Source organism: Aminobacter sp. AP02 (assembly GCF_003148805.1).
In the GTDB taxonomy this organism is placed as follows: Bacteria; Pseudomonadota; Alphaproteobacteria; order Rhizobiales; family Rhizobiaceae; genus Aminobacter.
Genome location: NZ_QGGX01000009.1, coordinates 229,524 through 253,161, shown reverse-complemented (window position 1 = coordinate 253,161; position 23,638 = coordinate 229,524). Strand labels below are relative to the sequence as shown.

Sequence of the window (23,638 nt, the reverse complement as noted above, 5' to 3'; positions counted from 1 at the left end):
CTGATCGACCCTGATCGTCTTCGGATAGCCGATCCGAGGGCAGACTTGTTCCAGCGTCCTGACCACGTCCTCTGCTCGGTAGCTGAAGCGCGGGTCGAGCACCGGCACGTAGCGCGAGAACGTATCGACGACCGTCAGGACGCGGATCTTCTTGCCCGTCGCGAGTTGGTCGTGAACGAAGTCCATCGCCCACACGTCGTTGGGCTCGACGGCCGGCTGGCGATCGTCTCGCAGCTTCGCCTTCACGCGCCTTTTCGGTGTCTTGTTCCTCAATTGAAGCCCTAAGTCCCTGTAAATCCGATAGGTCCGCTTCATGTTGATGTCCCAGCCCTCGCGCGTGAGCATCACGTGCACGCGCCGGTAGCCATAACGAACCCGCGTTGCGCAGATGTCTTTGATCCGAGCTTCGATGCCGGCCTGATCGCGGCGACGGGACTTGTAGTGATAGGTCGAGGTGTCGAACTCCAGAACCCGGCATGCTCGCCGGATCGACACGTTCCACTCAGTACAAGTATCCGCCACCAGCTCGCGTTTGCGACCAGGCCTCACAGTTTTCGGCGGATCACGTCCTGCAGCATCTCCTTGTCCAGCGACAGGTCGGCGACCAGCTTCCTCAGCTTGCCGTTCTCATCCTCCAGCTGCTTCAGTCGCTTCATCTCCGTTGGCAGCAGCCCGTCATATTTCTTTTTCCAGTTGAAGTAGGTTGCCTGGCTGATCCCGGCACGGCGGCAGATCTCCGCCACCGGAATGCCGTCAGCTCCCTGCTTCAGAATGAACGCCTTCTGTACGTCCGAAAACTTCGATGCCTTCATCGCTCTCCGCTCCTCTCCCAACCGGGAAACTACAGCGGAAAACTCCAATTCTGAACGGTCCAGTTTCCGGGGATCAGAGCAATTTCAACCAGTTTTCATGAGGGTCATGGCCGAGCATGCACGGGCCCGGCATGGGCCTGCACACCATCATTTGCAAGTTTGGAGATGTCGCCTGGCGCCAAGCAACGGCATCGTCCGCCTGTGCTTGGCAATCTTTCCAACAACCTCAGGCCCAAACGGGCGGGGTTTATCTGGAGTCTGAGGTCGACCGAAAGCCTGACTTTTTGCGTCTGCTTGTCGCCTCTGAGTGTCGTTAGACCCGAAACGACCAGAACAAGCAGGCCAGCGTGGCTCCGCCGAAGATGGCGAAGGACAGGCTTCGTAAGAGGATGTTGCGCCGGAGTTCGTTCATCGCCAGATGGCACCCGACGATGGCGGCGACGAACAGGAAGCGCCAGTCGAGCAGGGCCCATGGCGCGCTTGCCTGGCCAAAGGCCCAGCGCGCTGCTAGGCAGCCGACGATCGTTGCGAACAGCGCGATGACAACCCAATGGATGGTATCGGCCGCGTTGAGCAAAACCATGCTTGCCGCCTTGAGCGGCAGGATCATCATCAGCATGCTGGCAAAGAAGTAGACTGCCGCCAATGGCAGGAACTTGTCGGCATTGGCGATGCCGTCCAGGCGCTTCACGCCGGTGACGCCGAACGGATAACCGTGCCGCGCCACCGCTAGGCTGAGTGCCATCAACAACGCCGTCAAGACGGCGACGAGGGCAAATGAGGTGGCGGCCTTGTTCATGGTGGTTCCAGCGGTTCGCGAATCGGCTGCATCTTGGGTAGCGTAGCTGCGCTGGCTTTTCCAACGATGAGGCCGCGTTTGGGCGGGGGTTGATCGTTGCCGTTGCCAGCACTCGGGCCAAGCACCTGCACCACTCCACATTTGTCCAGATTTTTTGCCGAGCGCCGCCCTTGATGCTTAGGGCAATCTAACGGGCGTTCTTCGGCAAGCCGGCCCTCAACTTGCACCGCTGCCCGATTGCCGCCGAAATGCCGAGGCATCTCATCGCTTGAAGGGACTCGGCGATCAGGCGTCACAAGCGCCATGGATCGATATTTGCCGTCGCGCATTGTACGTGGGGCGGCCAATTCAAGCTTTTTCGGAGAGATGGTGATGAAGAAACTGGCCTTGTGTCTTGCTCTGCTGGTGCCGCTGGCAGCCTGTTCGCAAACCCAGCAGGGTGCAGCTATTGGCGGCCTCGGCGGCGCAGCGATCGGCAGTGCAGTTGCCGCCCCCGGAAACCGTACGGAAGGTGCGCTCGTTGGCGGTGCGGTGGGTGCCGTCGCCGGTGGCCTGATTGGCCACGCCAACGAGCCCAACCAGTGCCGCTACCGCGACCGCTATGGCCGCACCTATGTCGCGCCATGCCAGCGCGGCTATTGAGCCGGCAATCCCACAAGACGATAGGCCGAAGGCGCTGACGCGCCTTCGGCCTTTTCCTTCGGTAGGCAGCCAGCTTGTTATCCATTTGTTTTCAAAAAAGTAATTGCGATGACTTGCGGTGTTTTCATCACAGGCTGAAGCAATCCGCCATGGAATTTGGTTGCCGCTGAGGACAAAAATGCTCCGCGCGCCGGTACCGCGGCAAAGCCGTTCCACAATCTTGCCAAAATTAGCAATCGACAAAGTCTATTAATTTTATAGACTAACGGCATGATGGAGATTGCGATGGCACAGACCCAGTATCTCTCGAACAGCCGGGCCGCTGAGACCGCAGCGGCCGCAGCAGGCAAGCCTGCCAGCATTGCACAGCTTGCGTCCTACCTGTTCTTCACGGTGTCGTTCGGCTTCACCGCGGCCGTCGTCGTCGGCTTGGTCCACTAGGACCGTTCGTGCCCGGAGGCGGGCATGCAAAGCTAGCTCAACCTAACTGAAGAAGGTTTCCACAGTAACGCGTGAACCGGCGCGGGCGGCGCCAATAACTGTTCCTGACAAGATGAAGGAGTTTGCGATGCAGATCGACTTCACCCATTGCCCGGGCGGCGTTGCCGACAAGGACGAACTTCACTCTTCCTTCTTTTCCGACACGGCGGTTGCCGTGCAGAGGCTGCGACAGCTCGAGAGGGCAGGGTTCAGCCGTGTCCTCATCGACGACATGGGCGGGCTGCTTGCCAACATGGACCTGGCGTCGCTTGCGCTGCGCAGTACGCAGTCGATCGGCGTGCTGGTATCTCACTGGCCGGGCATCGTCGCACCCGTAGTGGCCGCTCGGCAATTCGCCGCCTTCGACCAGATCGGTGCTGGCCGGCTGGCGTTGCGCGTGCCGCCGAGCCGCGACCTGCGCGAGACCAATGACGACAGCGGCCTCGTCGCCACGCTCGGGCGCACGGACGAGTATCTGATGCTGCTCAAGCGGCTGTGGAGCAATACCCAGCCCTTCGACCATGAGGGCTTATTCTACCGCATCCATGGCGGCTTCGTGCCGATGAAAGCGGCTGAGGGTGCTGCCATCCCGCTGCAACTGGGTGGATTGTCCGGCAGTGCGCTGAAGATCGTGGGCCGTCACGCGGACTGCTTCGAACTCCCGGTTGGCGGTTTTGACGACACGCTGCGGCTGATCGAGCGCGTGAGGGTTGCGGCCGAGCCATTCGGTCGGGCCCAGCGCATCCGCTTCTCGCTGCCCGTTCATGTCGGCGAGGGTGGAGCACAGCCGTGGCAGCTTGCCGGCGAGCCAGAGCACGCCGTTTCCGTACTCGCCGGTTTCGTCGAGCTCGGCGTCAGCGATTTCATCATTTACGGACTTGAAGATGCGGATGCGGTCGAAGCCTTCGGGCACCAGATCATACCGCTGCTGCGCAAGGCATTTCGCCGGCACGAACCGACGCAGGCACATTCTCGCAAGCGTCCAGTGGTGTTGCGCCGGGTTGTCTGACGCTCAGGCGTGGTGCAGGGCGTCTGCCAGGATGTCGTCATTGGCGGCGTCGCGCACCTGCGCGAGGCTGCGGTTGTCGAGCACGCCGGCGATGGCCTGGCGGACTTCGAGCATCATGTGCCGGATCTGGCAGGTGGCCTCGTCGCAGTCGTCGCAAGGCTGGTACTGGGTCCGGCTGGCGCAAGGAATGGGCGCCAGCGGGCCGTCGAGCACGCGCACGACATGGCCGATCTTGATCTCTGAGGCCGGCTTGGCGAGGCGGTAGCCGCCATCCTTGCCCTTGCGGCTCTGAACGAAACCGGCATTGCGGAGCTCGCCGAGGATCGCGTCGAGGAACTTCTTTGGAATCTTGTTGGCGGTCGCGATGTCGCCGACGAAGGCGAGCTGGCCAGCGGGCAGTTGGGATAGGTGAACGAGGGCCTTGAGGCCGTATTTGCCTTTTTTAGTCAGCATGGTGAACGTGTGTCATCGGCTTCCGGCTGCCTGTCGCAGCGTGAGGTTGCTTGCCTGGGATAACGACTCGTCCCCATCGCATTCCGGCCTTCACCAGAGATAAATTCCACAGACTTGATATACAAGCCGAAACGCGTTGATTTTCCGTAAGTTTCGCGGTTTTGACGGCGAATCAGCCGGTCGCGTAAACCCTGGCGCGCTCGATGGTGATGATGCCTTGTTCGCGGGCGCTGACCTGGGTTTCCGGCGCGACGTCGAGTTCGACGGCTTCGCCCGTCGTGGTCAGCGCCAGAATGCGCCGTCCGGCGGGTCGATCGATGACGCGGGCGACGGTTGCGGGGATGCCAGCGCCGCTGCTGCTCCAGCCGAGATCGCTGGGGCGCAGGAAGATTTCGACCGGGCCGTCGTCAAAACCGGGGGCAGGGATGCGTGCCTCGCCGAGGCGCGCGACGCCGTCGGAAACCGCCGCCGTGAAGCGGTTGGTGTCGCCCAAAAAATTCATGACGAAGGCGGAAGCCGGATTGCGGCAGACCTCTTCCGGCGTGCCTTGCTGGACGATCTGGCCCTTGTCGAGAATGACGACGCGGTCGGCAAGGTCGAGCGCTTCTTCCTGGTCGTGGGTTACGAACAGCGTGGTGATGCCGAGCTCCTGGTGGATTTCGCGCAGCCAGCGGCGCAGGTCGCGGCGCACATTGGCGTCGAGTGCGCCGAAGGGTTCGTCGAGCAAGAGCACCTTCGGATCGACGGCGAGAGCGCGGGCAAGGGCGACGCGCTGGCGCTGGCCGCCGGAGATCTGGCCGGGGAAACGCTCAGCCAGGCCCTCGAGCTGGACGAGGCGCAAGAGTTCGGTGACGCGCGCATCGATGGCCGTCTTGTCGCGGCGAACCTTTGACACCTTCATGCCGAAGGCGATGTTTTCTGCGACCGTCATGTGCGGAAACAGGGCGTAGTGCTGGAACACGAAACCGACGCCACGGTCGCGCACCGGAATGTCGGTCGCGTCCTCGTCGCCGAAATAGATGTGGCCGGCATCGGCATATTCGAGGCCGGCGACCATGCGCAGGATGGTGGTCTTGCCGGAGCCGGAGGGGCCGAGCAGGGCGACAAGCTCGCCGCTTTCGATTTCGAGCGAGACGCCGTGGACGGCGCGGAAGGTCTCGAAGGTCTTCACGACGTTGTCGAGGCGGATTTTCATGACGAAATCTCTGCGGAAGCGGTTTTGGGGGCGGCCACGGGGGCTGCAAGTGCGGGGCGGCGGCGGGCGCGGCCGGCGCCCTGGCGCTCGAGCAGCACCTTGGCGATAAGCGTGACGACGGCGAGCAGTGCCAGGATCGAGGCGGCGGCGAAAGCGCCCGCCGTCTGGTAGTCGTGGTAGAGCAGCTCGATGTGCAGCGGCAGTGTGTTGGTCTGGCCGCGGATGTTACCCGACACGACAGAGACGGCGCCAAACTCGCCCATGACACGCGCATTGCACAGCACTACGCCATAGAGCAGCGCCCAGCGGATGTTGGGCAGCGTGACCGAGAAGAAGGTGCGCCAACCCGAGGCGCCGAGCGATGTCGCTGCCTCTTCGAGATCGCGCCCCTGTGCCTGCATCAGCGGGATCAGTTCGCGGGCGACGAAGGGTGCGGTGACGAACATCGAGGCGAGCACGATGCCGGGCAGAGCGAACAGGATCTTGACGTCGGCCTGTTCCAGTGCCGGGCCGAACAGACCCTGCAGGCCGTAGACGAAGAGATAGGCGACGCCGGCGACGATGGGCGAGATCGAGAACGGGATTTCGATGACGACCAGCAGGAAGCGGCGGCCCCAAAAATCAAATTTGGTTATGGCCCAGGCGGCGGCGACGCCGAAGGCGGTGTTGATCGGAACCGCGATCAGTGCTGTGACGACGGTCAGCCCGATGGCATGCAGCGTGTCGGGATGGGAGATCGCTGCGGCGTAGACGGCAAAGCCTTGCGAGAAGGCCTGGTAGCCGATGACGGCCAGGGGGGCGATGATGACGATCGCCACAAACGTCAGGACGATGCCGATGAGGGCGCGGCGGAAGGCGGGCGCATCGCCTACGCGGGGCGGGCGGTTCCTGGTGGGAACGTTCATCTCAGCCCCTCGCCGTGTAGCGCAGGGCGCGGGCCTGCAGGATGTTTGTGACGGCAAGCATCAGGAACGCAGTTATCAGCAGCACGGAGGCGATGGCCGCTGCCGCCTGGTAGTCGTATTCCTCGAGGCGGATAAACGCGAGCAGCGCCGTGATCTCGGTCGACATCGGCTGGTTGCCGGCGATGAAGATGATGGCACCGAACTCGCCGAGGCTACGGGCGAAGGACAAGGACAGGCCGGCGAGCAAGGCGGGCGCCAACAGCGGCAGGATGACCCGCAGAAAGATCGAGCGGTCGCTGCCGCCGAGTGTTTGGGCGGCTTCCTCAAGTGCGGGGTCGAGGTCTTCCAGCACCGGCTGTACCGTGCGGACGATGAAGGGCAGGCTGGTGAACGCCATGGCTACCATGATGCCGAGCGGGGTGTAGGCGACCTTGACGCAGATCTCGGCCAGCACCGAGCCGAACCAGCCGTTTTCAGCGAACAAGGTCGTCAGCGCTATGCCGGCAACTGCCGTTGGTAAGGCGAAGGGCAGGTCTACCAGCGCGTCGACGAAGCGCCGGCCGGGAAAGCGGTAGCGCACCAGCACCCAAGCTAGCGCCATGCCGAAGACCAGGTTGAATGCGGTGGCGCCGAGCGCCGAAAGTGCCGTCACACGGTAACTGGCGACGGCGCGCGGCGACGAAACGATGCGCCAGTAATCCTCGAAGCCGAGGCTGGCCGCCTTGAAGACCAGCGCGCCGAGCGGCAGTACGACGATGATCGAGACGTAGACGAGGGTTATCCCCAGCGCCAGGGGAAACCCCGGCAGGATGCGGCGCGCCACTGATAAGCCTTCCTTCGAATTTCAACGAGAAAGCCGGCGTTGGCCGGCTCTCCCATTCTCAACAGCAATGATGACCTATGGTCAACGCTCGCCGTAAATCTCTTCAAGCAGGCCGCCTGAACCAAAATGTTCCTTCTGGACCTTGTCCCAGCCGCCGAAGACATCCTCCACGGTGACGAGGCGAACCTCGGGGAACTGGTCCTTGAACTCGGCGGCAACCGTTGCGTCATGAACGCGGTTGCCATGCTGGGCGGCGATCTTTTGGCCCTCCGGCGTGTAGAGGAAGTCGAGATAGGATTTCGCGAGGTCGCGCGAGCCGCGCTTGTCGACGACCTTGTCGACTATGGCGACGGGGAATTCGGCTAGCAGGCTGACCGAGGGGATGACGCTCTCGACCTTGTCGGAGCCGTATTCCTTGGCGATCGAGCGGGTCTCGGCCTCGAAGGTGATCAGGACGTCGCCGATGTTGCGCTCGACGAAGGTGGTGGTGGCGGCGCGGCCGCCGGTGTCGAACACCGGTACGTTGTCGAACAGCTTCGTCACGAACTCCTTTACCTTGGCCTCGTCGCCCTTGAAGGCTTCCTTGGCGTAGGCGGTGGCAGCGAGATAGGTGTAGCGGGCATTACCCGAGGTCTTCGGGTTCGGGAACACCACCTTGACGTCATCGCGGACCAGGTCGGACCAGTCCTTGATGCCCTTGGGATTGCCGGCGCGTACGAGGAAGGACGGCAGCGAATAGAAGGGCGAAGCCTGATTGGCGAAATCCTTCTTCCAGTCGTCTGATACGAAGCCGTTCTTCACCAGGAACTCAATGTCGGTGACCTGGTTAAAGGTGACGACGTCAGCTTCCAGTCCCTCGACGATGGCGCGTGCCTGCTTGGAGGTGCCGGCATGTGACTGGTCGACGGTGACGCCAGCATTCTTGGCGATGAAGGCAGCGTTTTCGGCGGCAAACAGTTCGCGTGCGACGTCATAGGAAGCGTTGAGCAGCTTGTCTGCGGCGGATGCCTGCAGTGGGCCGGCGAGGACCGCAGCGACAGCAGCGCCGACGAGAAGGAAACGTTTCATGGGGGCATTCTCCTGAGACAAGCGGCAAATGGCTAAAGTGAGCCGCAAGATAGTCGGGAGCACGCGCACGGAGGAGGCAGACGCCGCCTGCCTCTATCGAGAGATGGGAAATTTTCTTCTCTTTGATGGCATAATGGAAGAAATGGTTTTCCACTACGCCAGTAATTTTGTTTAAGCGTCGGGAATTCGCGACTATTTGTCGGTGACACCGGCTTCCGCAAAACTGGCCATCCTGGCGTGGCACTCCAGCGCCGAACGCACGAGGTTGACGGCGAGACATGCACCCGAACCTTCGCCCAGTCGCATGCCTATGTCGAGCAGTGGCGAAAGCTGAAGTGTCTCCAGCAGCTGGCGATGGCCGGCCTCGGCGGATACGTGCGCGGACAGTGTGTGCGCAAGGCCCTGCGGGTGGAGTTTTGCCAGAGGTGCTGCCGCCGCGGTGACGACAAAGCCGTCGAGCAGGACCGGAATACCATGATGGCGCGCGGCGAGCGTGGCGCCGAGGATGGCGGCGAGCTCGCGGCCGCCGAGATTGGCGGCGACGGCGAGCGGGTCGGCAAGCGTTGCCGCATGGCGGGCGAGGCCAGCATCGATCGCGGCGAACTTGCGCGACAGGCCACTGTCATCGACGCCTGTGCCACGTCCGGCCCAGTCCCGGCCGGTGCCGCCGAACAGGGCCGCGGCGATTGCTGCGGCCGGCGTGGTGTTGCCGATGCCCATTTCGCCGAAGCAGATGAGGTCGAGATCCTCGTCAACTGCTTCATATCCAGTGGAGACGGCGGCGAGGAACTCCGACTCGCTCATCGCGACAGTCTGGGTGAAGTCGCCGGTGGGGTGGTTGAGGTCGAGCGGGATCACCGAAAGCTCTGCGCCGGCAAGGCGGGCGAGCTGGTTGATGGCAGCGCCCCCGCCGGCGAAGTTCGCGACCATTTGCACAGTCACCTCGGAAGGATAGGCCGATACGCCTTGCGCGGTCACACCATGATTGCCGGCAAAGACGATGACCTTCACGCGATCCAGCTTTGGCATGTCGCGGTCCTGCCAGCGCGCCAGCCAGGCGGCGATGGATTCGAGCTTGCCGAGGCTGCCGCGCGGTTTGGTCAGCGTGTCCTGGCGGCGGGCGACGGCATCGGCGGCAGCATCGCTGCCGGCTGGAAGGTCGAGGCAGGCTGCACGCAATTGATCAAGCGATTTGAATGCCATGGCTGCAAATACTCCAAGACTGAATCAAGCCAGAACGGCGGATGCGGTGAAAAGCAAGGCGATCTCAGCCAGTTGCTGCAGGGCGCCGATGGTGTCGCCGCTCTGGCCGCCGATCTGGGCGAGGCAGAGCTTTCGGAAGGCGAGGAAGAGGATGGTGAGGCACAGGGCTGCGACGATTGCGCCCTTGAGCCCGAGGAAAAGCAGGCCGAAGGCGCCGATGACAAGAGCGGCGATCACGGCCCCGTCGGCGACCGTGCCGACGCCGGCGGCAAGCCCGTCGATGCGCGCCTGCGGCATGTGATGCATGAAGGCGGGAATCAACGCGCGCGAGCCGACATGGGCGGCGACGAGGGCGGCGAATACGGGAGCCGGATCTTCGATTTCGGCAATCGCGCTCCAGCGCGCCAGGATGGAAAGCATAAGCGCCGCCGCGCCATAGCTGCCGATATGGCTGTCACGCATGATTTCGAGCTTGCGCTCGCGCGTGCGCCCGCCGCCGAAGCCGTCGGCCGTGTCGGACAGGCCGTCCTCGTGCAGGCAGCCGGTAACCAGCATGGCAGCGGCGATCGCCAGGGCGGCCGCCGGCCCTTCGGCGAGGCCGAGGGCATGTCCGGCTGCAAAGGCCAGCCAGACGACAAATGCGACGACGAGGCCGACCAGAGGCGCGGTCCAGATGGCGTCGGCGAGCGAGCGGTCCCTGACCTCGAAATGCGGCAGCGGCAGGCGCGTGAAGAAGACGAGGCCGATGCGGATGTCGTCTAAGAGCGTTGCCGGCCTGACCATCTCAGCCTCGCGCGATCGCGTGGAAGAAGGTGCCCGTGACATGGCCGCGCCGGCCGCCGAAGCCGCCGAGCGGACTGCCCTGGCCGTCGGCCAGTTCGCCAAGCGGGCTGTCGTCGCCTGTAACAACCGTTTGGGCATAGTGGAACTCGTGGCCGCGAATGACGCTGCCAGTGTTGCCGAGCGGACAGGGTGCAGAGAGTGTCGCCTGACGGTATCCGAGGTTCATCTTGCGCTTGGCGAAGCTGGTGGCGTGGCCGAGCAGGCCGAGCATGTCGTGGGTGACGCCGTCGGCATCCTCGATGGAGCGGCCGAGCACCATGAAGCCGCCGCATTCGCCATGGACGGGCTTGGTTTCGGCGAAACGGCGCGTGCCCGACAGGAAGTTCGAAGCAGCTGCGAGGCGGCCGGCGTGCAGTTCCGGATAGCCGCCTGATAGCCAGCAGACGTCGCAGGAAGCATCGGGCGCCTGGTCGGCGAGCGGCGAGAACGGCACAAGTTCCGCCCCCATGGCGCGCCAATGGGCGGCTACATGGGGGTAAAGGAAGGTGAAAGCGGCATCCTGGGCGAGCGCGATGCGCTGGCCAGGTGGTGGCAGGGCGAAAGCTTGGTCGCCGGCGCTTGGCGCCAGCGGCGTCGCCAGCGCGACGATGGCGTCGATGTTGAGAGAGCGCTCGACCATGTCGGCGAGCTTGTCGATATGGGCGAACAGGTCGGCATGCTCTTCCGCCTGGACGAGGCCGAGATGGCGCTCGGGGATCGACAGCGTGGGATCGCGCAGGATAGCGCCGACGACGGGCAGGCCAAGTGCTTCGATGGCGTCGCCGGCAAGCTTGCGGTGGCGTTCGCTGCCGAGGCGGTTGAGCACGACGCCCGCGATGCGCACCTCCGGATCGTAAGTGGCGAAACCCTTGGCGATGGCGGCAGCCGTCTGCGATTGGCCGGACACGTCGAGCACCAGCAGCACCGGCAGGCCGTAGAGCCGGGCGAGATCGGCGGCAGCACCCGAGCGGCCGTGCGGCGCGGGAATGCCGTCGAACAGGCCCATGGCGCTTTCGACTATGACGATATCGGTATCGGAAGCCGCCTCGGCGGCGAGCCCGTTGAGCAGCGACGGTGGCATCGCCCAGCTGTCGAGATTGACGCCGGGAAGGCCCGTCGCCGCCTTGTGGAAGCCGGGATCGATGTAGTCGGGGCCGGATTTCGCGCCGCGAACGCGCAGGCCGCGACGGGCAAGGGCGCGCAAAAGCCCGATGGTGACGCTGGTCTTGCCCGAGCCGGAACGCGGAGCGCCGATGATGAGGCCGCGCGCGGTCACTTCTGCCCCACAAGTTCGGCGCGCAGCGAAACGATGCCGCCGACGACGATGAGCGATGGCGAGACCACTTTTTCGCGCTCGGCGGTGGCGATCAGCGTGCCCAGCGTGGCGGTGACCGTACGCTCCTCGGGCATCGAGGCGTTCTCGACGAAAGCGGAGGGCGTATCCGCCGACAGGCCGCCCGCCATCAGCTCGGCCACGGTCTCGGCCATGTGTGTCAGGCCCATATAGATGACGATGGGTTGGCCGGTGCGGGCAAGCGCTGCCCAATCGGGGCGGTCGTCACTGACGGCGGCAAAGCCGGTGGCGAGAATGATCGCGCCGTTGACACCGCGCATGGTGGCCGGGATGCCCGCCGAAGACAGGCCGCCGAAGGCGGAGGTTACGCCCGACAGTACGCGCCAGGGGATGTTTTCGCGGGTCAGCACCAGTGCTTCCTCGGCACCCCGGCCGAAGACGAAGGGATGGCCACCCTTGAGCCGCACGACCTTGCGGCCTTCGCGTGCCAGCCTGACCAGCAGTGCGTTGATGTCGCCCTGCGGGATCGACAACCTGCCGCCCCGTTTGCCGACGAAGAATTTTTCGGCCTGTTCGGCGACCGCGACGATTTCGGGCGACACCAGGGCGTCATGTACCAGCGCGTCGGCCTGGGCGAGCGCCGACAAGACGTCGAGCGTCAGCAGTCCGGGATCGCCGGGGCCGGCGCCGGCCAGCCAGATATGGCCGGGTTCTAGCTGGTGCTGCCTGTAGTTCAGACGCGAGATGGCATTTTCGAGGCTCATGCGTGTCGCTTTCGGCGATGACGCGCCGGCCCGGCCAGCCTATAGATCGCGTCATGAATGAAGAAGATCGTCCGCTCAAGCGCGGCTGGACAACAGGTGCCTGCGCTACCGCTGCCACGAAGGCGGCGTGCGTGGCTTTGAATATGGGGCAGTTTCCCGACCCGGTGGAGATCGTGCTGCCGGGCGGTCAGAACGTGGCCTTCGCCTTGGCGAGACACGAGCGCGGCGACGACTGGGCGATGGCCGGCATCGTCAAGGACGCCGGCGACGATCCCGACGTGACGCATGGCGCGCTTGTGATGAGCACGGTGCGGCCGGGCACGGCCGGCTGCGGCGTGGTGTTCCGGGCGGGCAAGGGCGTCGGCACCGTGACGCGACCGGGTCTGCCTATCCCGCCGGGCGAAGCCTCGATCAACCCGGTGCCGCGCAAGATGATCGCGGGTGTCGTCGCCGAGGTGCTGGGCGAGGGCGCCGATGTCGAGGTCGAGATTTCCGTCGCCGGCGGCGAGGACATGGCGCTCAAGACGCTGAACCCGCGCCTGGGCATCCTCGGCGGCATCTCGATCCTTGGAACGACCGGCATCGTCATTCCCTATTCCTGCTCGGCCTGGATTCATTCTATCCATCGCGGCATAGACGTTTCGCGCGCCATGGGTTTCGATCATGTCGCGGGCTCGACCGGCAACGCCTCCGAGATGGCGGTCCAAAAATTCCATGGCCTGCACGAGGTGCAACTGATCGACATGGGCGACTTCGTCGGTGGCATGCTCAAATACATCCGTGCCCATCCGGTGCCGAAGGTGACGATAGCCGGCGGCGTCGCCAAGATGACCAAGCTTGCGCAGGGGCTGCTCGACCTGCATTCGAGCCGTGGCTCGGCCGATCTCGACGGCTTGGCTGCGGTTGCCGTCGAGGCCGGCGCCGATGCCGAGCTCCAGGTCCGCATCAAGGGAGCCAACACGGTGGCCGAGGCCTTCATAGAGGCCAACAAGGCCGGTATCGCCATCGGCGATGCTGTCGCAAGCGCTGCCTGGCGCACGGCGGCTGCCGTGTTCGACAATCCCGACATCGCGGTCGAGATACTTGTCTTCAACCGCGAGGGCGAATTGAGGGGGCATGCGCCCTTCGCGCCGTCTCATAACCCGTCGCGTCCCCTGAAGCGGCGCTGATAATAGGCGTCGTAGAGCGAGCTTTCGCGGAAATCCTCTGAAGCCAGCGACTGGCCGACGAAGATGATGGCGGTGCGCTCGATCGGGTCCTTCGCCAGTTCGGCCGCAATTGTCTCCAGCGTCCCCCTGACGATGCGCTCATCCGGCCAGGAGGCGCGGAAGACGACGGCGACGGGGCACTCCGGGCCGTAATGCGGTACAAGCTCCGCCACGACCTGGTCGATGGCGTGGATCGACAGATGCACCGCGAGCGTCGCACCCGTGCGGCCGAATCCGGCGAGGGTTTCGCCGGGCGGCATCTTCGAGGCGCGGCCGGAGGTTCGGGTGAGCACCAAACTCTGGGCGACTTCCGGGATTGTCAGCTCGCGCTTCAGCGCTGCCGCGGCAGCGGCGAAGGATGGCACCCCGGGGGTGAGCGTGTAGGGTATGCCGTGCTTCTCTAGCCGGCGGATCTGCTCGGCGACCGCGCTCCACACCGATAGATCGCCCGAATGCAGGCGGGCGACGTCGTGGCCGGCGTTGTGAGCCGCGACATACTCGGCCTCGATCTCGTCGAGCGACATGGGGGCGGTGTCGACCAGCCGGGCATCGCTGGGGCAATAGGTCAAAAGCTCCGGCGAGACGATGGAGCCGGCATAGAGGCAGACCGGGCATGCACCGAGCAGGCGGCTGCCGCGCAGGGTGATGAGGTCTGCCGCGCCCGGGCCGGCGCCAATGAAATGAACGGTCAAGCTGTGGCTCCAGAGGTGGCGATGGCGCAAGTGGCGGGGCCGACAATCGTGCGCGGACCGAGCAGAGTGGCGTCGGTGCCTGCGGCGGCGAGGGCAGACGCCTCGGAGACGGACGGCGTGCCGGTGGCTTTCTGCGAGGCTTGGGAATGGCTGAGCGTGCGGCCAGCGACGGCCGACAGCGCCGCGTCGTCGATGACTAGCAGCGGCAGGTCGAGGCGGCGGGCGGCTGCGAGTATGCCGGGCTCGTCGTGTTTCAGGCTTGCCGTTGCCAGCGCCGTCAGCGCCGTGACCACGAGGCCGTGAGCTTCTAGAGCGGTTTCGATTGCGGACAAGATGTCTTCGTGTGCTGCGCCTTTGCGGCAGCCAATGCCTGCGACCATCATGGCTTTACCCAGCTCCATTGCGTGACCGGCATCGCCGGCCGCCAGCCGGTCATCGAGCCAACAGGGGCGGCGCGGGAGACTTGAAGACGGAGAAGGTCGCCGCCGAGCGCGGCATGGCGCGCAAACAGCAGGGCTTCCATTTCGAGCGTGACGGCATTGGCGACAAGCCGGCCGCCGGGCAGAAGGGCTGCAATTGCGGCATCGAAGACGCCTGTTTCCGATCCGCCGCCGCCGATGAAGATCACGTCGGGCGTGGGGAGCTCGGCGAGTGCCTCGGGCGCTGCACCTTTGACAATCCGCAAGCCCGGCACGCCGCAGCCGCTGGCGTTGCGCTCGATGCGCTCGGCGCGTTCGGCATTCGCCTCGATGGCGATGGCGCGTAGGGACGTGTGGCAGAGCATCCATTCGATGGAGATCGAGCCGGAGCCGGCGCCGATGTCCCACAGCAACTCGCCACGGCGCGGGGCGAGGGTGGACAGCGTGACTGCGCGGATCTCGCGCTTGGTGATCTGGCCGTCATGCTCGAACAATTCGTCGGGCAGGCCGGAGGCCAATGGTAAGATGCGCGCCTGCGGGGTTGATTCAAGCTCAAGCGCCAGCACGTTGAGCGGATTGATGTTTTCGAGGTCGAATGAGGCGGCGACCGTCGTGCGGATAAGCTCGTTTTCACCACCGAGCGCTTCCAGCACCGTCACGCGCGATTGGCCGAAGCCGCTTTCCGCGAGCAGCCTGGCAATCTGGACTGGCGCTTTCTCGTCGGAGGTGAGGGCAATGATGCGCGCGCCCTGATGCAGAAGCGGGCGGATCAGGTCGATGGCGTGGCCGTGCAGCGAGATCGTCTCGATATCCTGCAGCGCCCAGCCGAGCCGGGATGCCGCCAGCGAAAAGGCGGACGGGGCTGGCAGGACGCGCATTTCGGTCGACGGGACGGCGCGGGCCAAGGTGGCGCCGACGCCGTGTAGGAAGGGATCACCTGATGCCAGCACGCATACGTTCTTGCCGTACAGCGCAACGACGTCGCGCATTCCGGCATCGAAGGGCACCGGCCATGGCCGTGCCTCGCCGCGTATCAATCCGGTCGCAAGCGTCAGGTGGCGCTTGCCGCCGAAGACATGGCTTGCGGCTGAAATCGCTTGCTTGGCCTCGTCGCCGAGACCCGCTACACCGTCCTCGCCGATGCCGACGACGGTCAGCCATTTTTTCGTCGGTGCGTTGAACTCAGCAGGCATGATGACCCACCGTATCCTGATTTTGGGCGGCACCACCGAAGCGCGGCAGCTGGCGGCCCGGCTTGCCGCGCGCGGCGACCTCGACATCACGCTGTCGCTGGCCGGGCGCACCGAAAATCCGGTCGCGCAGCCGGTGCCGGTGCGCGTGGGCGGGTTCGGCGGCGCGCGGGGGCTGGCCGAATGGCTGGCCGAGCACAAGTCCGACCTCATGATCGACGCCACGCATCCTTATGCGGCGCGCATCTCGGCCAACGCGGCGGAGGCGGCGCGCATTTCCGGTGTGCCGATCCTCGCCCTGCGTCGTCCCGGCTGGGAGCCGGTCGAGGGAGACCGCTGGACGCTGCTGGACGACGGCGATCAAGCGGTTGCCGCGCTGGGCCATAAGCCGCGCCGCGTGTTCCTGGCGCTCGGCCGGCAGGAGGTGGCTGCTTTCGAGACGGCGCCCCAGCATGCCTATGTCATTCGCAGCGTCGATCCGATCACCCCGCCGCTCGGAGTGCCCGACGCCACCTATATCCTTGCGCGTGGGCCGTTTGCCGAAGCCGACGAGCGGGCGCTGCTCGAAGCGCAAAGGATCGACGTCATCGTTGCCAAGAACAGCGGCGGGCAGGCGACGTACGGCAAGATCGCGGCGGCGCGGCAACTCGGCATCGAGGTTATCCTGTTTCGCCGGCCACAGTTGCCCGACGTGCCGTCGGCTCCGAGCGTGTCCGCCATGGCCGAAATGGTCGATCATTTCGCCACCCCGGCCGAAAAGCGCGGCGTGTAGACCAGCGGGGGCTTGCCGGAGCGTTCGATCAGGCGCGTTTCCGGCGAGCCGATGACGACGCAGGTCGCCATGTCGGCTTTTTCCGGAACTGCTTCGCCAAGCGTGACAATCTCGATGCGTTCGTCGGGCCGGCCGGCGGCGCGGCCGAAGATGACGGGGGTCGTCGCAGGCAGATGGGCGCGCAGCGTCTCGAGCGCGCTACCGAGCTGCCAGGGGCGGGCCTTGCTGATCGGATTGTAGAGCGAGATGACGAAGCCAGCCTGGGCGACGGCGACCAGGCGACGCTCGACCAGATCCCACGGCTTCAGATTGTCCGACAGGTTGATGGCACAAAAATCGTGGCCGAGCGGCGCGCCGGTGCGGGCAGCGACGGCCAACATGGCGGTTACGCCGGGAACGACTGCGAGGTCGATGTCGCGCCATTCCTTGGGGCCTGCCTCGATGGCTTCGCAGACGGCCGCGGCCATGGCGAAGACGCCGGGGTCGCCGCCCGAAACCACTGCAACGCTGTGGCCGCTCGCCGCCATCTCAAGTGCTGCATTGGAGCGCGAGATTTCCTCGCGATTGTCGGAGGCGACGCGGGTCTGGTCGGCGCGCAGCTCGAGGCGGTCGAGATAGGGTTTGTAGCCATAGAAATGGCTCGCCTCGGCGATAGCGCGGCTGGCCTCGGGCGTGATCTGGTCCGGATTGCCGGGGCCGAGGCCGATGACGACGAGGCGGCCGCTCACTGGTCCGCTCCCGGCCTGCCGGCCCAGCCAGGCACCAGCACGATGGCGAAATAGGGTGCCTTGTCGTCTGTCTTGTCTACGAGCCGCATGTGTTGGGTGTTCGGCATGGTACCGCGTTCGACATAGAGCGCGCGGCCAAGCTTCCCCGTCGCCTCCAGCGCCTTGCGGATCTTGGGCAGGTTGCGGCCGACCTTCATGATGACGGCGGCGTCGGTGTCGGCGAGGCGGCGGGTGAGTTCGAACTCGCTCATGGTGCCAGGAAGCACCGACAGCACGTCGTCGCCTTGCACGATCGGCACGCTTGTCTGCGACCAGCAGCCGGACATGGCGGTGACGCCGGGAATGACCTCGGTCGGGTAGAGATGCGACAGGCGTACATGCAAGTGCATGTAGGAGCCATAAAACAGCGGGTCGCCTTCGGACAGGATGGCGACGGTGCGGCCCTGATCGAGATGGGCGGCGACGGCCTGCGCCGATTCCTCATAGAAGCCGATGATCGCCGAGCGGTAGTCGTCGTGATCCTTGTCGATCTCGACCGTAACCGGATAGACCAGCGGCAGCTCGATCACGTCGTCGCGGAAATGCGCCTCGGTGATGGTGCGGGCGTTGCCGTTGGCGCCGCGCTTGGAAAAATGCGCGATCACGTCGGCTTCGGCCAGCGCACGCACGGCCTTGACCGTCATCAGTTCGGGGTCGCCGGGGCCGGTTCCGACGCCGATGAGGCGACCCTTTGTAGCAGCCGCACTCATACGCCGGGCCTCGCCAGCGAATTGAGGGCGGCTGCCGTCATGGCGCTGCCGCCGAGGCGGCCGCGCACGATGGCGTAGGGTACACCATAGGAGTTCTCGGCCAGCGCATCCTTGGATTCGGCTGCACCGACAAAGCCGACCGGCATGCCGATGATCGCGGCCGGCTTGGGTGCGCCGTCGCGCAGCTTTTCGAGCAGATAGAACAGGGCCGTCGGCGCATTGCCGATGGCGACGACCGAGCCCGCTAGCCTGTCCATCCAGAGATCGATCGCGGCGGCGGAGCGGGTGTTGCCGATCGCCTTGGCGATGTCGGCGGTTCGCTCGTCGCGCAGCGTGCAGATCACCTCGTTGTCAGCGGGCAGGCGGGCGCGGGTGACGCCGCGCGCCACCATCTCGGCGTCGCAGAAGATCGGCGCGCCGGATTGGAGCGCTGTCCTCGCGGCGGAGACGAAGTTTTCGGAGAAGACAAAATGCTCGGCCGCGTCGACCAGGCCGCAGGCATGGATCATGCGCACCGCGACGTCGGCTTCATCGTCCGAGAAGCGCGCGAGATCGGCCTCGGCGCGGATGATGGCGAAGGAGCGTTCGTAGATGGCCGTGCCATCATGGATGTAGTCGTAGGCGGCCATGTTCATTCCTGTGCCAGAGCTTGCGCGAGGCGCTTTGCGCCCAGCCTTGCGAGGCAAGCGGCGGCATCTTCGTCCGGCTTGCGCTCCTGGGCGAGCAATTTCGTGAGGCGGCCCATGCCGCGCGCGGCTTCATATCCCGCGGTGTAGGCGGCCGGAAGGCCCTTCGCCGTTCCGCCGACGACAAATGCCGCGCCTTTTTCGTCACCGACGATGGTGACGGTTGCCGGGCCGGGGTGGGCGCAGCCCTTGGCGCAGCCGGAGACATGGAGCGACAGCGTCGGGTCGAGGCTTTCACCGAGCTCTGCCGCAATGTCGGCAGCGACGTCGCGCGCGGCGATCATGCCCGACGCGCAGGCCGGCGCGCCGGGGCAGGCGGCGATGCGGATGCGGGCGTCAGCGGGCGAGGTGACGAGGCCGAGGGATGTGGCGGTGGCGGTGAGGGTGTCTGCGGAAGCGGATGCAAGGCCCATGACCAGGAGGGTTCGGCCGGGAGCGGGGCGGATGCCGGTGGCGCCGAGTTCGGTCGCGACCGTACAGAAGGCAATAAGCGTTTGGGCGTCGATGCTGCCGAAGGGCAGGCCGACGCCGAGGACGATTCGGTCGTCGGCCAGGGGGAGGATTCCGATGGGAGATGAGCCGGTTGTCGGGAGCGGTTCAGGTTTTGATTCATCTGCGCTCTGCGGCAGCCCGAGGTCGCGGCCCCGGCCTTCTCGGCCCATTGTGGCTACGGCGCGAAGCGTGTCCAGCGCGACAGCGCACGCGGCCACGCCGTCATGCTCTCCGATGAAAGTTGCCGCCGCCTCGTCGCCACCAACGGATATGCGCCAGCGCGTGGCGTCGGCCGCCACCAGCCTGACATCGCCCATGATAGCGGCGAGCCCGATCTGGCCGCGACCGTCGACGACAATTGAAACCTTGGGGCCAAGACGCGACGCAAGGCCAGCGTCTTCAATACCGGCGCGGATGGCTGCTGCGAGAGGAGCGGGGTCGGCTACTTCAGCCGGATCGATGCCGCCGAGCGGGCTGGTGTCGACGGGCACGCCCGTGCGAACGGCGATGCCGAGCGTATCGACCTCCCCGGCCAACAGACATGCGCTGTCCTCCGTAAGTCCCCTGATCTGGATGCTGCCCCGCGCGGTTACCTCGACGATGCCGTTGCCATGACGCGCGGCGGATTCCGCGAGTTCGATCAAAGTCCTGGACGAAAGTTCACCAGCGAGCGGATTGATCCGAACGAGCAGGCCGTCGCCAGTCTGCATCGGGGCCGATAGCGCCGGGCAGGCGCCGCGACGGGAGAAGCTGGTCATGCCGCCACCTCGCGCGCTTCGGCCTCGGCGATGAGGGCGGCGAGGTCGTCGTCTATGGAGTTGCGCAGCGGGTGCCACAGGCTGCGCCGGCGCGCCGTGGCGAAGCGCTCGGCGATGAACTTCGCCGCCGCCGGGTTCTCGCGCAGCATGAAGTCGCGCACCGACTCATTGCCGACATAGGCGTCGTGCACGGCCTCGATCAACGCGCCCGGAATGGCGTTGGTGGTCTCGGCGAAGCCGATCAGCCGGTCGACCGTCTCGGCGAATTCGGAAGCGCCGCGCGGGCCGTGGCGCATCTGGCCTGCGATGAAGCGGGCGTTGGTGGCGCGCGCCCTGACGACGCGGCCGACGGCTTCTGTGACCGAGCGCGGGCGCGGCTTGTGCGGGTCCGAGGTGTCGAGCACGATGACGTCGGCGTTGCTGCCGAGTGCGGCGACCGCAGCCGAAAAGCCGCCGATGAAGGCGACGTCGGCGGAGCCTTCGAGGATGTCGCGGCCGGGGTCGTCGCCGGTGTGGACCAGAAGGTCGGCCTCGGCGATGCGGCCGGCAAAGGCGCCGGGCGCCGAAAACCCTTCGCCGTCGGTGCCGCCATAGGCATGCGACGCAGCGTCGAGATAGGCGCGGCCCAGTTCCTCGCGGGCTTGCCAGACGCCGCTGGAGAGAAGGTCCTCGGGGCCGGCGCCATAGGTGCCGGGGGAGGAGCCGAAGATGCGTGGCTCGACCTTGCCTGTGGCGCGGGTGGTCGCGGCGAGCGGGTTGTCGTGGTCGTCCTCGTCGCGGGTGGCGACAGCGCGGGCAGCCGCATCGATCAGCGCGATCTGGGTCGGGAACATGTCGCGGAACAGGCCCGAAATGCGCCAGGTGACATCGACGCGCGGGCGGCCGAGCGCTGCCGGCGGAAGCACCTCGATGCCGGTGACGCGGCCGGTGGCGGCGTCCCATTGCGGCCGGCAGCCCATCAGGGCCAGGCCTTGCGCGATTTCCTCGCCGCCGGTGCGCAGCGATGCGCTGCCCCAGAGGTCGATGACCAGCGCGCGCGGCCATTCGCCGTGGCTTTGCAGGTAGCTGCGCATGATCTCATCGCTGGCTGCCTTGCCAAGATCGAAGGCAGTCGGCGTAGGCATTGTGCGCGGGTCAGACGTGAACAGGTTGCGCCCGGTGGGCAGAACATCGGTGCGGCCGCGCGCCGGCGCGCCCGAGGGGCCGGCCTTGACGTGGCGGCCGTCGAGCGCGGCAATGAGGTTGTTTCGCTCGGCTTCGGCGCTGTCGCGGCGGGTGGCGTCCGGCTCGTTCACCTCATTGCGGCCATAGACGTGCAGGCCGTCCTTGATTGCGAAATCCTTGAGGTCGCAGAGCCAGGCGTCGATGCGGCGCAGCGCCTCGTCGGGCGCGTCGGTGCGGGCGACGCCAGCTTCGGCGGCGAGGCCGGTCTGGGAGGCGGTTTCGACGATGAGCTTCGCCAGCCGGTCTCGGCGGCGACGGTCGAGGCCGTCGGCCTGGGCATATTCGTCGACGAGGCGCTCGAGCTTCTGCTGGTGTTCGTCAAGGCCCGCCGGAGCGAGCGGCGGGGGCAGGTGGCCAAGCGTGATGGCCGCGATGCGGCGCTTGGCCTGAGCGGCCTCGCCGGGGTTGGAGACGATGAAGGGATAGACCACCGGCAGGGAGCCGGTGACGATCTCGGGGAAGCAGGTCCGGCTCAGCGCCACAGCCTTGCCTGGCAGCCATTCGAGCGTGCCATGCGCCCCGACATGGACGATCGCATGGACACCAAGGGATTTTTGCAGCCACAGGCCGAAGGCAAGCAGGGCGTGGCGCGGTGGCAAGGTCGGGTCATGATAGTCGGCGCGGCGGTCGGCCGAGCGGCCACGATCGGGGGCGAGCGTGACGGTGACGTTGCCGAAGGTCGCTGCGCGGAAGGGGAAGGTGAGTGGTTCTTCTTCGAAGCGCTGCTCACTTGGCAAGGCGAGCCGCCCCTCACCCTTACCCTCTCCCCGTAAGGACGGGGAGAGGGGGGCGTCGGCGTTGAGGCCGTCGTCATTGGAAACGGTGCTGCGGCTGCTGCTGTTAAGCGCGGCGTTGCGGCCGTCAGCCTTCTCCCCGTCGTTACGGGGAGAAGGTCCGGCAGGGGATGAGGGGCGGCGCGACGGGGGGCATTGTTCTGCCTCGAGCTCTGCTTTTCCCCAAGCAGCCTCGACAGCGTCGCGTGCCTCTGTCGGCAAGCCCGCGGCCATCACGACATAGTCGTAGAGCGAAAGCCCATGCCCGCCAGCCTCGATCAGGTCGAGCAGTTCCCGCGGCGATTGCGGAATCGATTCAACGTCGTAGCCCGCGTCCTTGAGGTCGTGCAGCATGGCGAGCACGCTGTTAGGTACGTCGAGGCCAACGGCGTAGCCGGTGCGGCCGGGCGCGCTGGGGTAGTCGGGGATGAGGATCGCGAGCTTGCGCTTTTCGGGCTGCGTCTCGCGCAACCGCAGATGTGCTGAGATGCGACGGGCGACCTGCTCGACGCGGTCGGGCTCGGGGCGGTTGGAAAACGCGCGGAAGCCGAGCGCCGGGTCGACCTCGCATTCGGTCTTGAAGGAGATGGCGCCGGCGAGGATGCGGCCGTCGAGTTCGGGCATCACCACATGCATGGCGAGGTCGGCGGGCGCCAGGCCACGCAGGCTGCCTTCCCAGGCTTCGCGCCGGGTGGTTGCGACGATGACCTGGAAGACGGGCACGCCGGCGCGATCGAACAGTGTCTCGGCCCCCGGTTCGGCGCCTGCGGCGAAGGCGGTCGCTGTGACGATGGCTGCGGGCGCGAGGTCGGCGATGGCGGCCTCAACGAAGGCGAGCGAATCCTTGTCCTTGAGGCTGGAGACGAAGATCGGGACAGGCTGGAGGCCCTGTGAGCGGAGCGCTTCGACCAAGGCGTCGATCGGCGCGACGTCGGCGGCGAGCAGCATCGAGCGGTAGAAGATGATGGGGATGATGCCTCCTTCTCCCCGTTCACGGGGAGAAGGTGCCCCGAAGGGGCGGATGAGGGGCTGCGCAAGGGTGTCGAGCGTGGGCTGCTGCCCCTCATCCCCCTGCCGGGACCTTCTCCCCGTGAACGGGGAGAAGGGGGCTGTCATCACGCCCTGTTTCGAATCGTAAAAACCAGCCTTCGGCACAGTGACCGGCGCGGCGGCGTCGCTTCCGACGCCAGCCAATCCGGCGAGGCGGGCGACAAGCGCCTTCATATTCTCCGGGCCGCCTTCGCGGAAATAGCCGAGCAGCGCGTCGAGTTCGGCGCGCGGCAAGGTCGAGCCTTGGATCAGTCGCGCGTCCGAGTCGTGGCTTTCGCCTGGCAACAGCGCAAGCGCGATGCCTTTTTCGCGCGCTATGGCCGCAAGCCGGTCGCAGCCGTAGCGCCACCAGTCGTGGCCGCCGAGGATGCGGACGAGGATGACCTTGGCGTGGGCCGCCACGCTGTCGACCCAGAGATCGACCGACATCGGGTGCCTTAGGTCGCGCAGATTGGCGAGCCGCATCGACGGGAGGTTTTCCGCGTCCGCCTTCCATGCATTGGCGAGGCCGGCCAAATCGCTGTCGGTGAAGGACAGCGCCACCACATCCGCAGGCTTCTGCCTGAGGTCGACCGGCTCGATCAGGTCGTCGAGCGAGGCGGATGTGGTGGTGAGGATGTGCATCCCG

General features: G+C 65.8%; 23 protein-coding genes and 1 pseudogene. 5 read left to right on the top strand and 19 right to left on the bottom strand.

Translation table 11 applies throughout. The annotated features are described in order from the left end of the window. Positions 1 to 812: pseudogene (locus tag C8K44_RS14215) on the bottom strand (IS3 family transposase); the annotation flags it as partial. A 313-nt stretch (positions 813 to 1,125) separates the two neighbouring features. Beyond that, positions 1,126 to 1,611: a hypothetical protein gene (locus tag C8K44_RS14210; RefSeq protein WP_109576432.1), complete on the bottom strand. Its 486-nt coding sequence runs from the start codon at positions 1,609 to 1,611 to the stop codon at positions 1,126 to 1,128. 372 nt (positions 1,612 to 1,983) lie between these two features. On the opposite strand from C8K44_RS14210, the gene C8K44_RS14205 reads away from it, so the two are divergent. The 3 genes from C8K44_RS14205 (at position 1,984) to C8K44_RS14200 (ending at position 3,742) form a co-directional block, all read left to right on the top strand. Then, complete coding sequence (locus C8K44_RS14205; RefSeq protein WP_109576463.1) at positions 1,984 to 2,253, top strand: glycine zipper domain-containing protein; 270 nt, start codon at positions 1,984 to 1,986, stop codon at positions 2,251 to 2,253. A gap of 285 nt (positions 2,254 to 2,538) precedes the next feature. Further along, positions 2,539 to 2,694, top strand: a complete 156-nt coding sequence (locus tag C8K44_RS27515) for a hypothetical protein (protein WP_158282736.1) — start codon at positions 2,539 to 2,541, stop codon at positions 2,692 to 2,694. 127 nt (positions 2,695 to 2,821) lie between these two features. After that, positions 2,822 to 3,742 carry an LLM class flavin-dependent oxidoreductase gene (locus tag C8K44_RS14200; RefSeq protein ID WP_158282735.1) on the top strand — a complete coding sequence of 307 codons (921 nt, stop codon included), beginning with the start codon at positions 2,822 to 2,824 and terminating at the stop codon, positions 3,740 to 3,742. 3 nt (positions 3,743 to 3,745) lie between these two features. On the opposite strand, the gene C8K44_RS14195 is transcribed toward C8K44_RS14200, so the two are convergent. The 9 genes from C8K44_RS14195 to cobA all read right to left on the bottom strand — a co-directional run bounded on the left by C8K44_RS14195 (position 3,746) and on the right by cobA (position 12,269). After that, complete coding sequence (locus C8K44_RS14195; protein ID WP_109576430.1) at positions 3,746 to 4,195, bottom strand: Rrf2 family transcriptional regulator; 450 nt, start codon at positions 4,193 to 4,195, stop codon at positions 3,746 to 3,748. A gap of 172 nt (positions 4,196 to 4,367) precedes the next feature. After that, positions 4,368 to 5,390: a sulfate/molybdate ABC transporter ATP-binding protein gene (locus C8K44_RS14190; protein WP_109576429.1), complete on the bottom strand. Its 1,023-nt coding sequence runs from the start codon at positions 5,388 to 5,390 to the stop codon at positions 4,368 to 4,370. Further along, the gene (gene cysW, locus C8K44_RS14185; RefSeq protein ID WP_109576428.1) at positions 5,387 to 6,295 is read right to left on the bottom strand and encodes a sulfate ABC transporter permease subunit CysW; all 909 of its coding nucleotides are present in this window, start codon (positions 6,293 to 6,295) and stop codon (positions 5,387 to 5,389) included. The genes C8K44_RS14190 and cysW overlap by 4 nt, the downstream gene beginning before the upstream one ends. Position 6,296: 1 nt before the next feature. After that, the gene (gene cysT, locus C8K44_RS14180; RefSeq protein WP_109576427.1) at positions 6,297 to 7,118 is read right to left on the bottom strand and encodes a sulfate ABC transporter permease subunit CysT; all 822 of its coding nucleotides are present in this window, start codon (positions 7,116 to 7,118) and stop codon (positions 6,297 to 6,299) included. An 81-nt stretch (positions 7,119 to 7,199) separates the two neighbouring features. Continuing rightward, the gene (cysP, locus tag C8K44_RS14175; RefSeq protein ID WP_109576426.1) at positions 7,200 to 8,186 is read right to left on the bottom strand and encodes a thiosulfate ABC transporter substrate-binding protein CysP; all 987 of its coding nucleotides are present in this window, start codon (positions 8,184 to 8,186) and stop codon (positions 7,200 to 7,202) included. Between the two features lie 192 nt (positions 8,187 to 8,378). Next, on the bottom strand, positions 8,379 to 9,389 hold the full coding sequence (gene cobT, locus C8K44_RS14170; protein WP_109576425.1) for a nicotinate-nucleotide--dimethylbenzimidazole phosphoribosyltransferase: 1,011 nt from the start codon (positions 9,387 to 9,389) through the stop codon (positions 8,379 to 8,381). Between the two features lie 24 nt (positions 9,390 to 9,413). Continuing rightward, positions 9,414 to 10,172 carry an adenosylcobinamide-GDP ribazoletransferase gene (cobS, locus tag C8K44_RS14165; protein WP_109576424.1) on the bottom strand — a complete coding sequence of 253 codons (759 nt, stop codon included), beginning with the start codon at positions 10,170 to 10,172 and terminating at the stop codon, positions 9,414 to 9,416. Between the two features lies 1 nt (position 10,173). Further along, the gene (locus C8K44_RS14160; protein WP_109576423.1) at positions 10,174 to 11,487 is read right to left on the bottom strand and encodes a cobyrinate a,c-diamide synthase; all 1,314 of its coding nucleotides are present in this window, start codon (positions 11,485 to 11,487) and stop codon (positions 10,174 to 10,176) included. Next, on the bottom strand, positions 11,484 to 12,269 hold the full coding sequence (gene cobA / locus C8K44_RS14155; RefSeq protein WP_109576422.1) for a uroporphyrinogen-III C-methyltransferase: 786 nt from the start codon (positions 12,267 to 12,269) through the stop codon (positions 11,484 to 11,486). The genes C8K44_RS14160 and cobA overlap by 4 nt, the downstream gene beginning before the upstream one ends. Before the next feature lie 53 nt (positions 12,270 to 12,322). On the opposite strand from cobA, the gene C8K44_RS14150 reads away from it, so the two are divergent. Then, positions 12,323 to 13,438 (top strand): cobalt-precorrin-5B (C(1))-methyltransferase, encoded by a 1,116-nt coding sequence (locus C8K44_RS14150; protein WP_109576462.1) that lies wholly within the window; start codon positions 12,323 to 12,325, stop codon positions 13,436 to 13,438. On the opposite strand, the gene cobM is transcribed toward C8K44_RS14150, so the two are convergent. From cobM to cbiE, 3 genes are read right to left on the bottom strand one after another with little or no spacing between them, the layout of a single operon-like run. Then, entirely contained in the window at positions 13,405 to 14,169 is a 765-nt protein-coding gene (cobM, locus tag C8K44_RS14145) for a precorrin-4 C(11)-methyltransferase (RefSeq protein ID WP_109576421.1), read from the bottom strand. The genes C8K44_RS14150 and cobM overlap by 34 nt on opposite strands. Further along, entirely contained in the window at positions 14,166 to 14,552 is a 387-nt protein-coding gene (locus tag C8K44_RS14140; protein ID WP_109576420.1) for a cobalamin biosynthesis protein, read from the bottom strand. Before C8K44_RS14140 ends, cobM begins: the two co-directional genes overlap by 4 nt. Beyond that, positions 14,549 to 15,781 carry a precorrin-6y C5,15-methyltransferase (decarboxylating) subunit CbiE gene (gene cbiE / locus C8K44_RS14135; RefSeq protein ID WP_109576419.1) on the bottom strand — a complete coding sequence of 411 codons (1,233 nt, stop codon included), beginning with the start codon at positions 15,779 to 15,781 and terminating at the stop codon, positions 14,549 to 14,551. The genes C8K44_RS14140 and cbiE overlap by 4 nt, the downstream gene beginning before the upstream one ends. A 1-nt stretch (position 15,782) precedes the next feature. On the opposite strand from cbiE, the gene C8K44_RS14130 reads away from it, so the two are divergent. Continuing rightward, entirely contained in the window at positions 15,783 to 16,550 is a 768-nt protein-coding gene (locus C8K44_RS14130) for a cobalt-precorrin-6A reductase (RefSeq protein ID WP_199227094.1), read from the top strand. On the opposite strand, the gene C8K44_RS14125 is transcribed toward C8K44_RS14130, so the two are convergent. Genes C8K44_RS14125 through C8K44_RS14105 form a run of 5 tightly spaced genes read right to left on the bottom strand, consistent with a single transcriptional unit; the run spans position 16,514 to position 23,634 of the window. Further along, a complete protein-coding gene (locus C8K44_RS14125; RefSeq protein ID WP_109576417.1) occupies positions 16,514 to 17,278 on the bottom strand; it encodes a precorrin-3B C(17)-methyltransferase in 765 nt (254 codons plus the stop codon). The genes C8K44_RS14130 and C8K44_RS14125 overlap by 37 nt on opposite strands. Beyond that, positions 17,275 to 18,027, bottom strand: a complete 753-nt coding sequence (locus tag C8K44_RS14120) for a precorrin-2 C(20)-methyltransferase (protein ID WP_109576416.1) — start codon at positions 18,025 to 18,027, stop codon at positions 17,275 to 17,277. Before C8K44_RS14120 ends, C8K44_RS14125 begins: the two co-directional genes overlap by 4 nt. Next, a complete protein-coding gene (locus tag C8K44_RS14115) occupies positions 18,024 to 18,656 on the bottom strand; it encodes a precorrin-8X methylmutase (RefSeq protein WP_109576415.1) in 633 nt (210 codons plus the stop codon). The genes C8K44_RS14120 and C8K44_RS14115 overlap by 4 nt, the downstream gene beginning before the upstream one ends. Before the next feature lie 2 nt (positions 18,657 to 18,658). Then, positions 18,659 to 19,963: a precorrin-3B synthase gene (gene cobG / locus C8K44_RS14110; protein WP_109576414.1), complete on the bottom strand. Its 1,305-nt coding sequence runs from the start codon at positions 19,961 to 19,963 to the stop codon at positions 18,659 to 18,661. Next, a complete protein-coding gene (locus tag C8K44_RS14105; protein ID WP_109576413.1) occupies positions 19,960 to 23,634 on the bottom strand; it encodes a cobaltochelatase subunit CobN in 3,675 nt (1,224 codons plus the stop codon). The genes cobG and C8K44_RS14105 overlap by 4 nt, the downstream gene beginning before the upstream one ends. Positions 23,635 to 23,638: the final 4 nt, after the last annotated feature.

Coding starts and splice junctions, on each gene's coding strand:
- cobA (WP_109576422.1), bottom strand. CDS start 12,269: ATGAGCCTCGAAAATGCCATCTCGCGTCTGAACTACAGGCAGCACCAG.
- C8K44_RS14200 (WP_158282735.1), top strand. CDS start 2,822: ATGCAGATCGACTTCACCCATTGCCCGGGCGGCGTTGCCGACAAGGAC.
- C8K44_RS14210 (WP_109576432.1), bottom strand. CDS start 1,611: ATGAACAAGGCCGCCACCTCATTTGCCCTCGTCGCCGTCTTGACGGCG.
- C8K44_RS14190 (WP_109576429.1), bottom strand. CDS start 5,390: ATGAAAATCCGCCTCGACAACGTCGTGAAGACCTTCGAGACCTTCCGC.
- C8K44_RS14115 (WP_109576415.1), bottom strand. CDS start 18,656: ATGGCCGCCTACGACTACATCCATGATGGCACGGCCATCTACGAACGC.
- cobT (WP_109576425.1), bottom strand. CDS start 9,389: ATGGCATTCAAATCGCTTGATCAATTGCGTGCAGCCTGCCTCGACCTT.
- cysW (WP_109576428.1), bottom strand. CDS start 6,295: ATGAACGTTCCCACCAGGAACCGCCCGCCCCGCGTAGGCGATGCGCCC.
- C8K44_RS27515 (WP_158282736.1), top strand. CDS start 2,539: ATGGCACAGACCCAGTATCTCTCGAACAGCCGGGCCGCTGAGACCGCA.
- C8K44_RS14120 (WP_109576416.1), bottom strand. CDS start 18,027: ATGAGTGCGGCTGCTACAAAGGGTCGCCTCATCGGCGTCGGAACCGGC.
- C8K44_RS14105 (WP_109576413.1), bottom strand. CDS start 23,634: ATGCACATCCTCACCACCACATCCGCCTCGCTCGACGACCTGATCGAG.
- C8K44_RS14195 (WP_109576430.1), bottom strand. CDS start 4,195: ATGCTGACTAAAAAAGGCAAATACGGCCTCAAGGCCCTCGTTCACCTA.
- cysP (WP_109576426.1), bottom strand. CDS start 8,186: ATGAAACGTTTCCTTCTCGTCGGCGCTGCTGTCGCTGCGGTCCTCGCC.
- C8K44_RS14205 (WP_109576463.1), top strand. CDS start 1,984: ATGAAGAAACTGGCCTTGTGTCTTGCTCTGCTGGTGCCGCTGGCAGCC.
- C8K44_RS14130 (WP_199227094.1), top strand. CDS start 15,783: ATGACCCACCGTATCCTGATTTTGGGCGGCACCACCGAAGCGCGGCAG.
- C8K44_RS14140 (WP_109576420.1), bottom strand. CDS start 14,552: ATGATGGTCGCAGGCATTGGCTGCCGCAAAGGCGCAGCACACGAAGAC.
- C8K44_RS14150 (WP_109576462.1), top strand. CDS start 12,323: ATGAATGAAGAAGATCGTCCGCTCAAGCGCGGCTGGACAACAGGTGCC.
- cobG (WP_109576414.1), bottom strand. CDS start 19,963: ATGACCAGCTTCTCCCGTCGCGGCGCCTGCCCGGCGCTATCGGCCCCG.
- cobS (WP_109576424.1), bottom strand. CDS start 10,172: ATGGTCAGGCCGGCAACGCTCTTAGACGACATCCGCATCGGCCTCGTC.
- cbiE (WP_109576419.1), bottom strand. CDS start 15,781: ATGCCTGCTGAGTTCAACGCACCGACGAAAAAATGGCTGACCGTCGTC.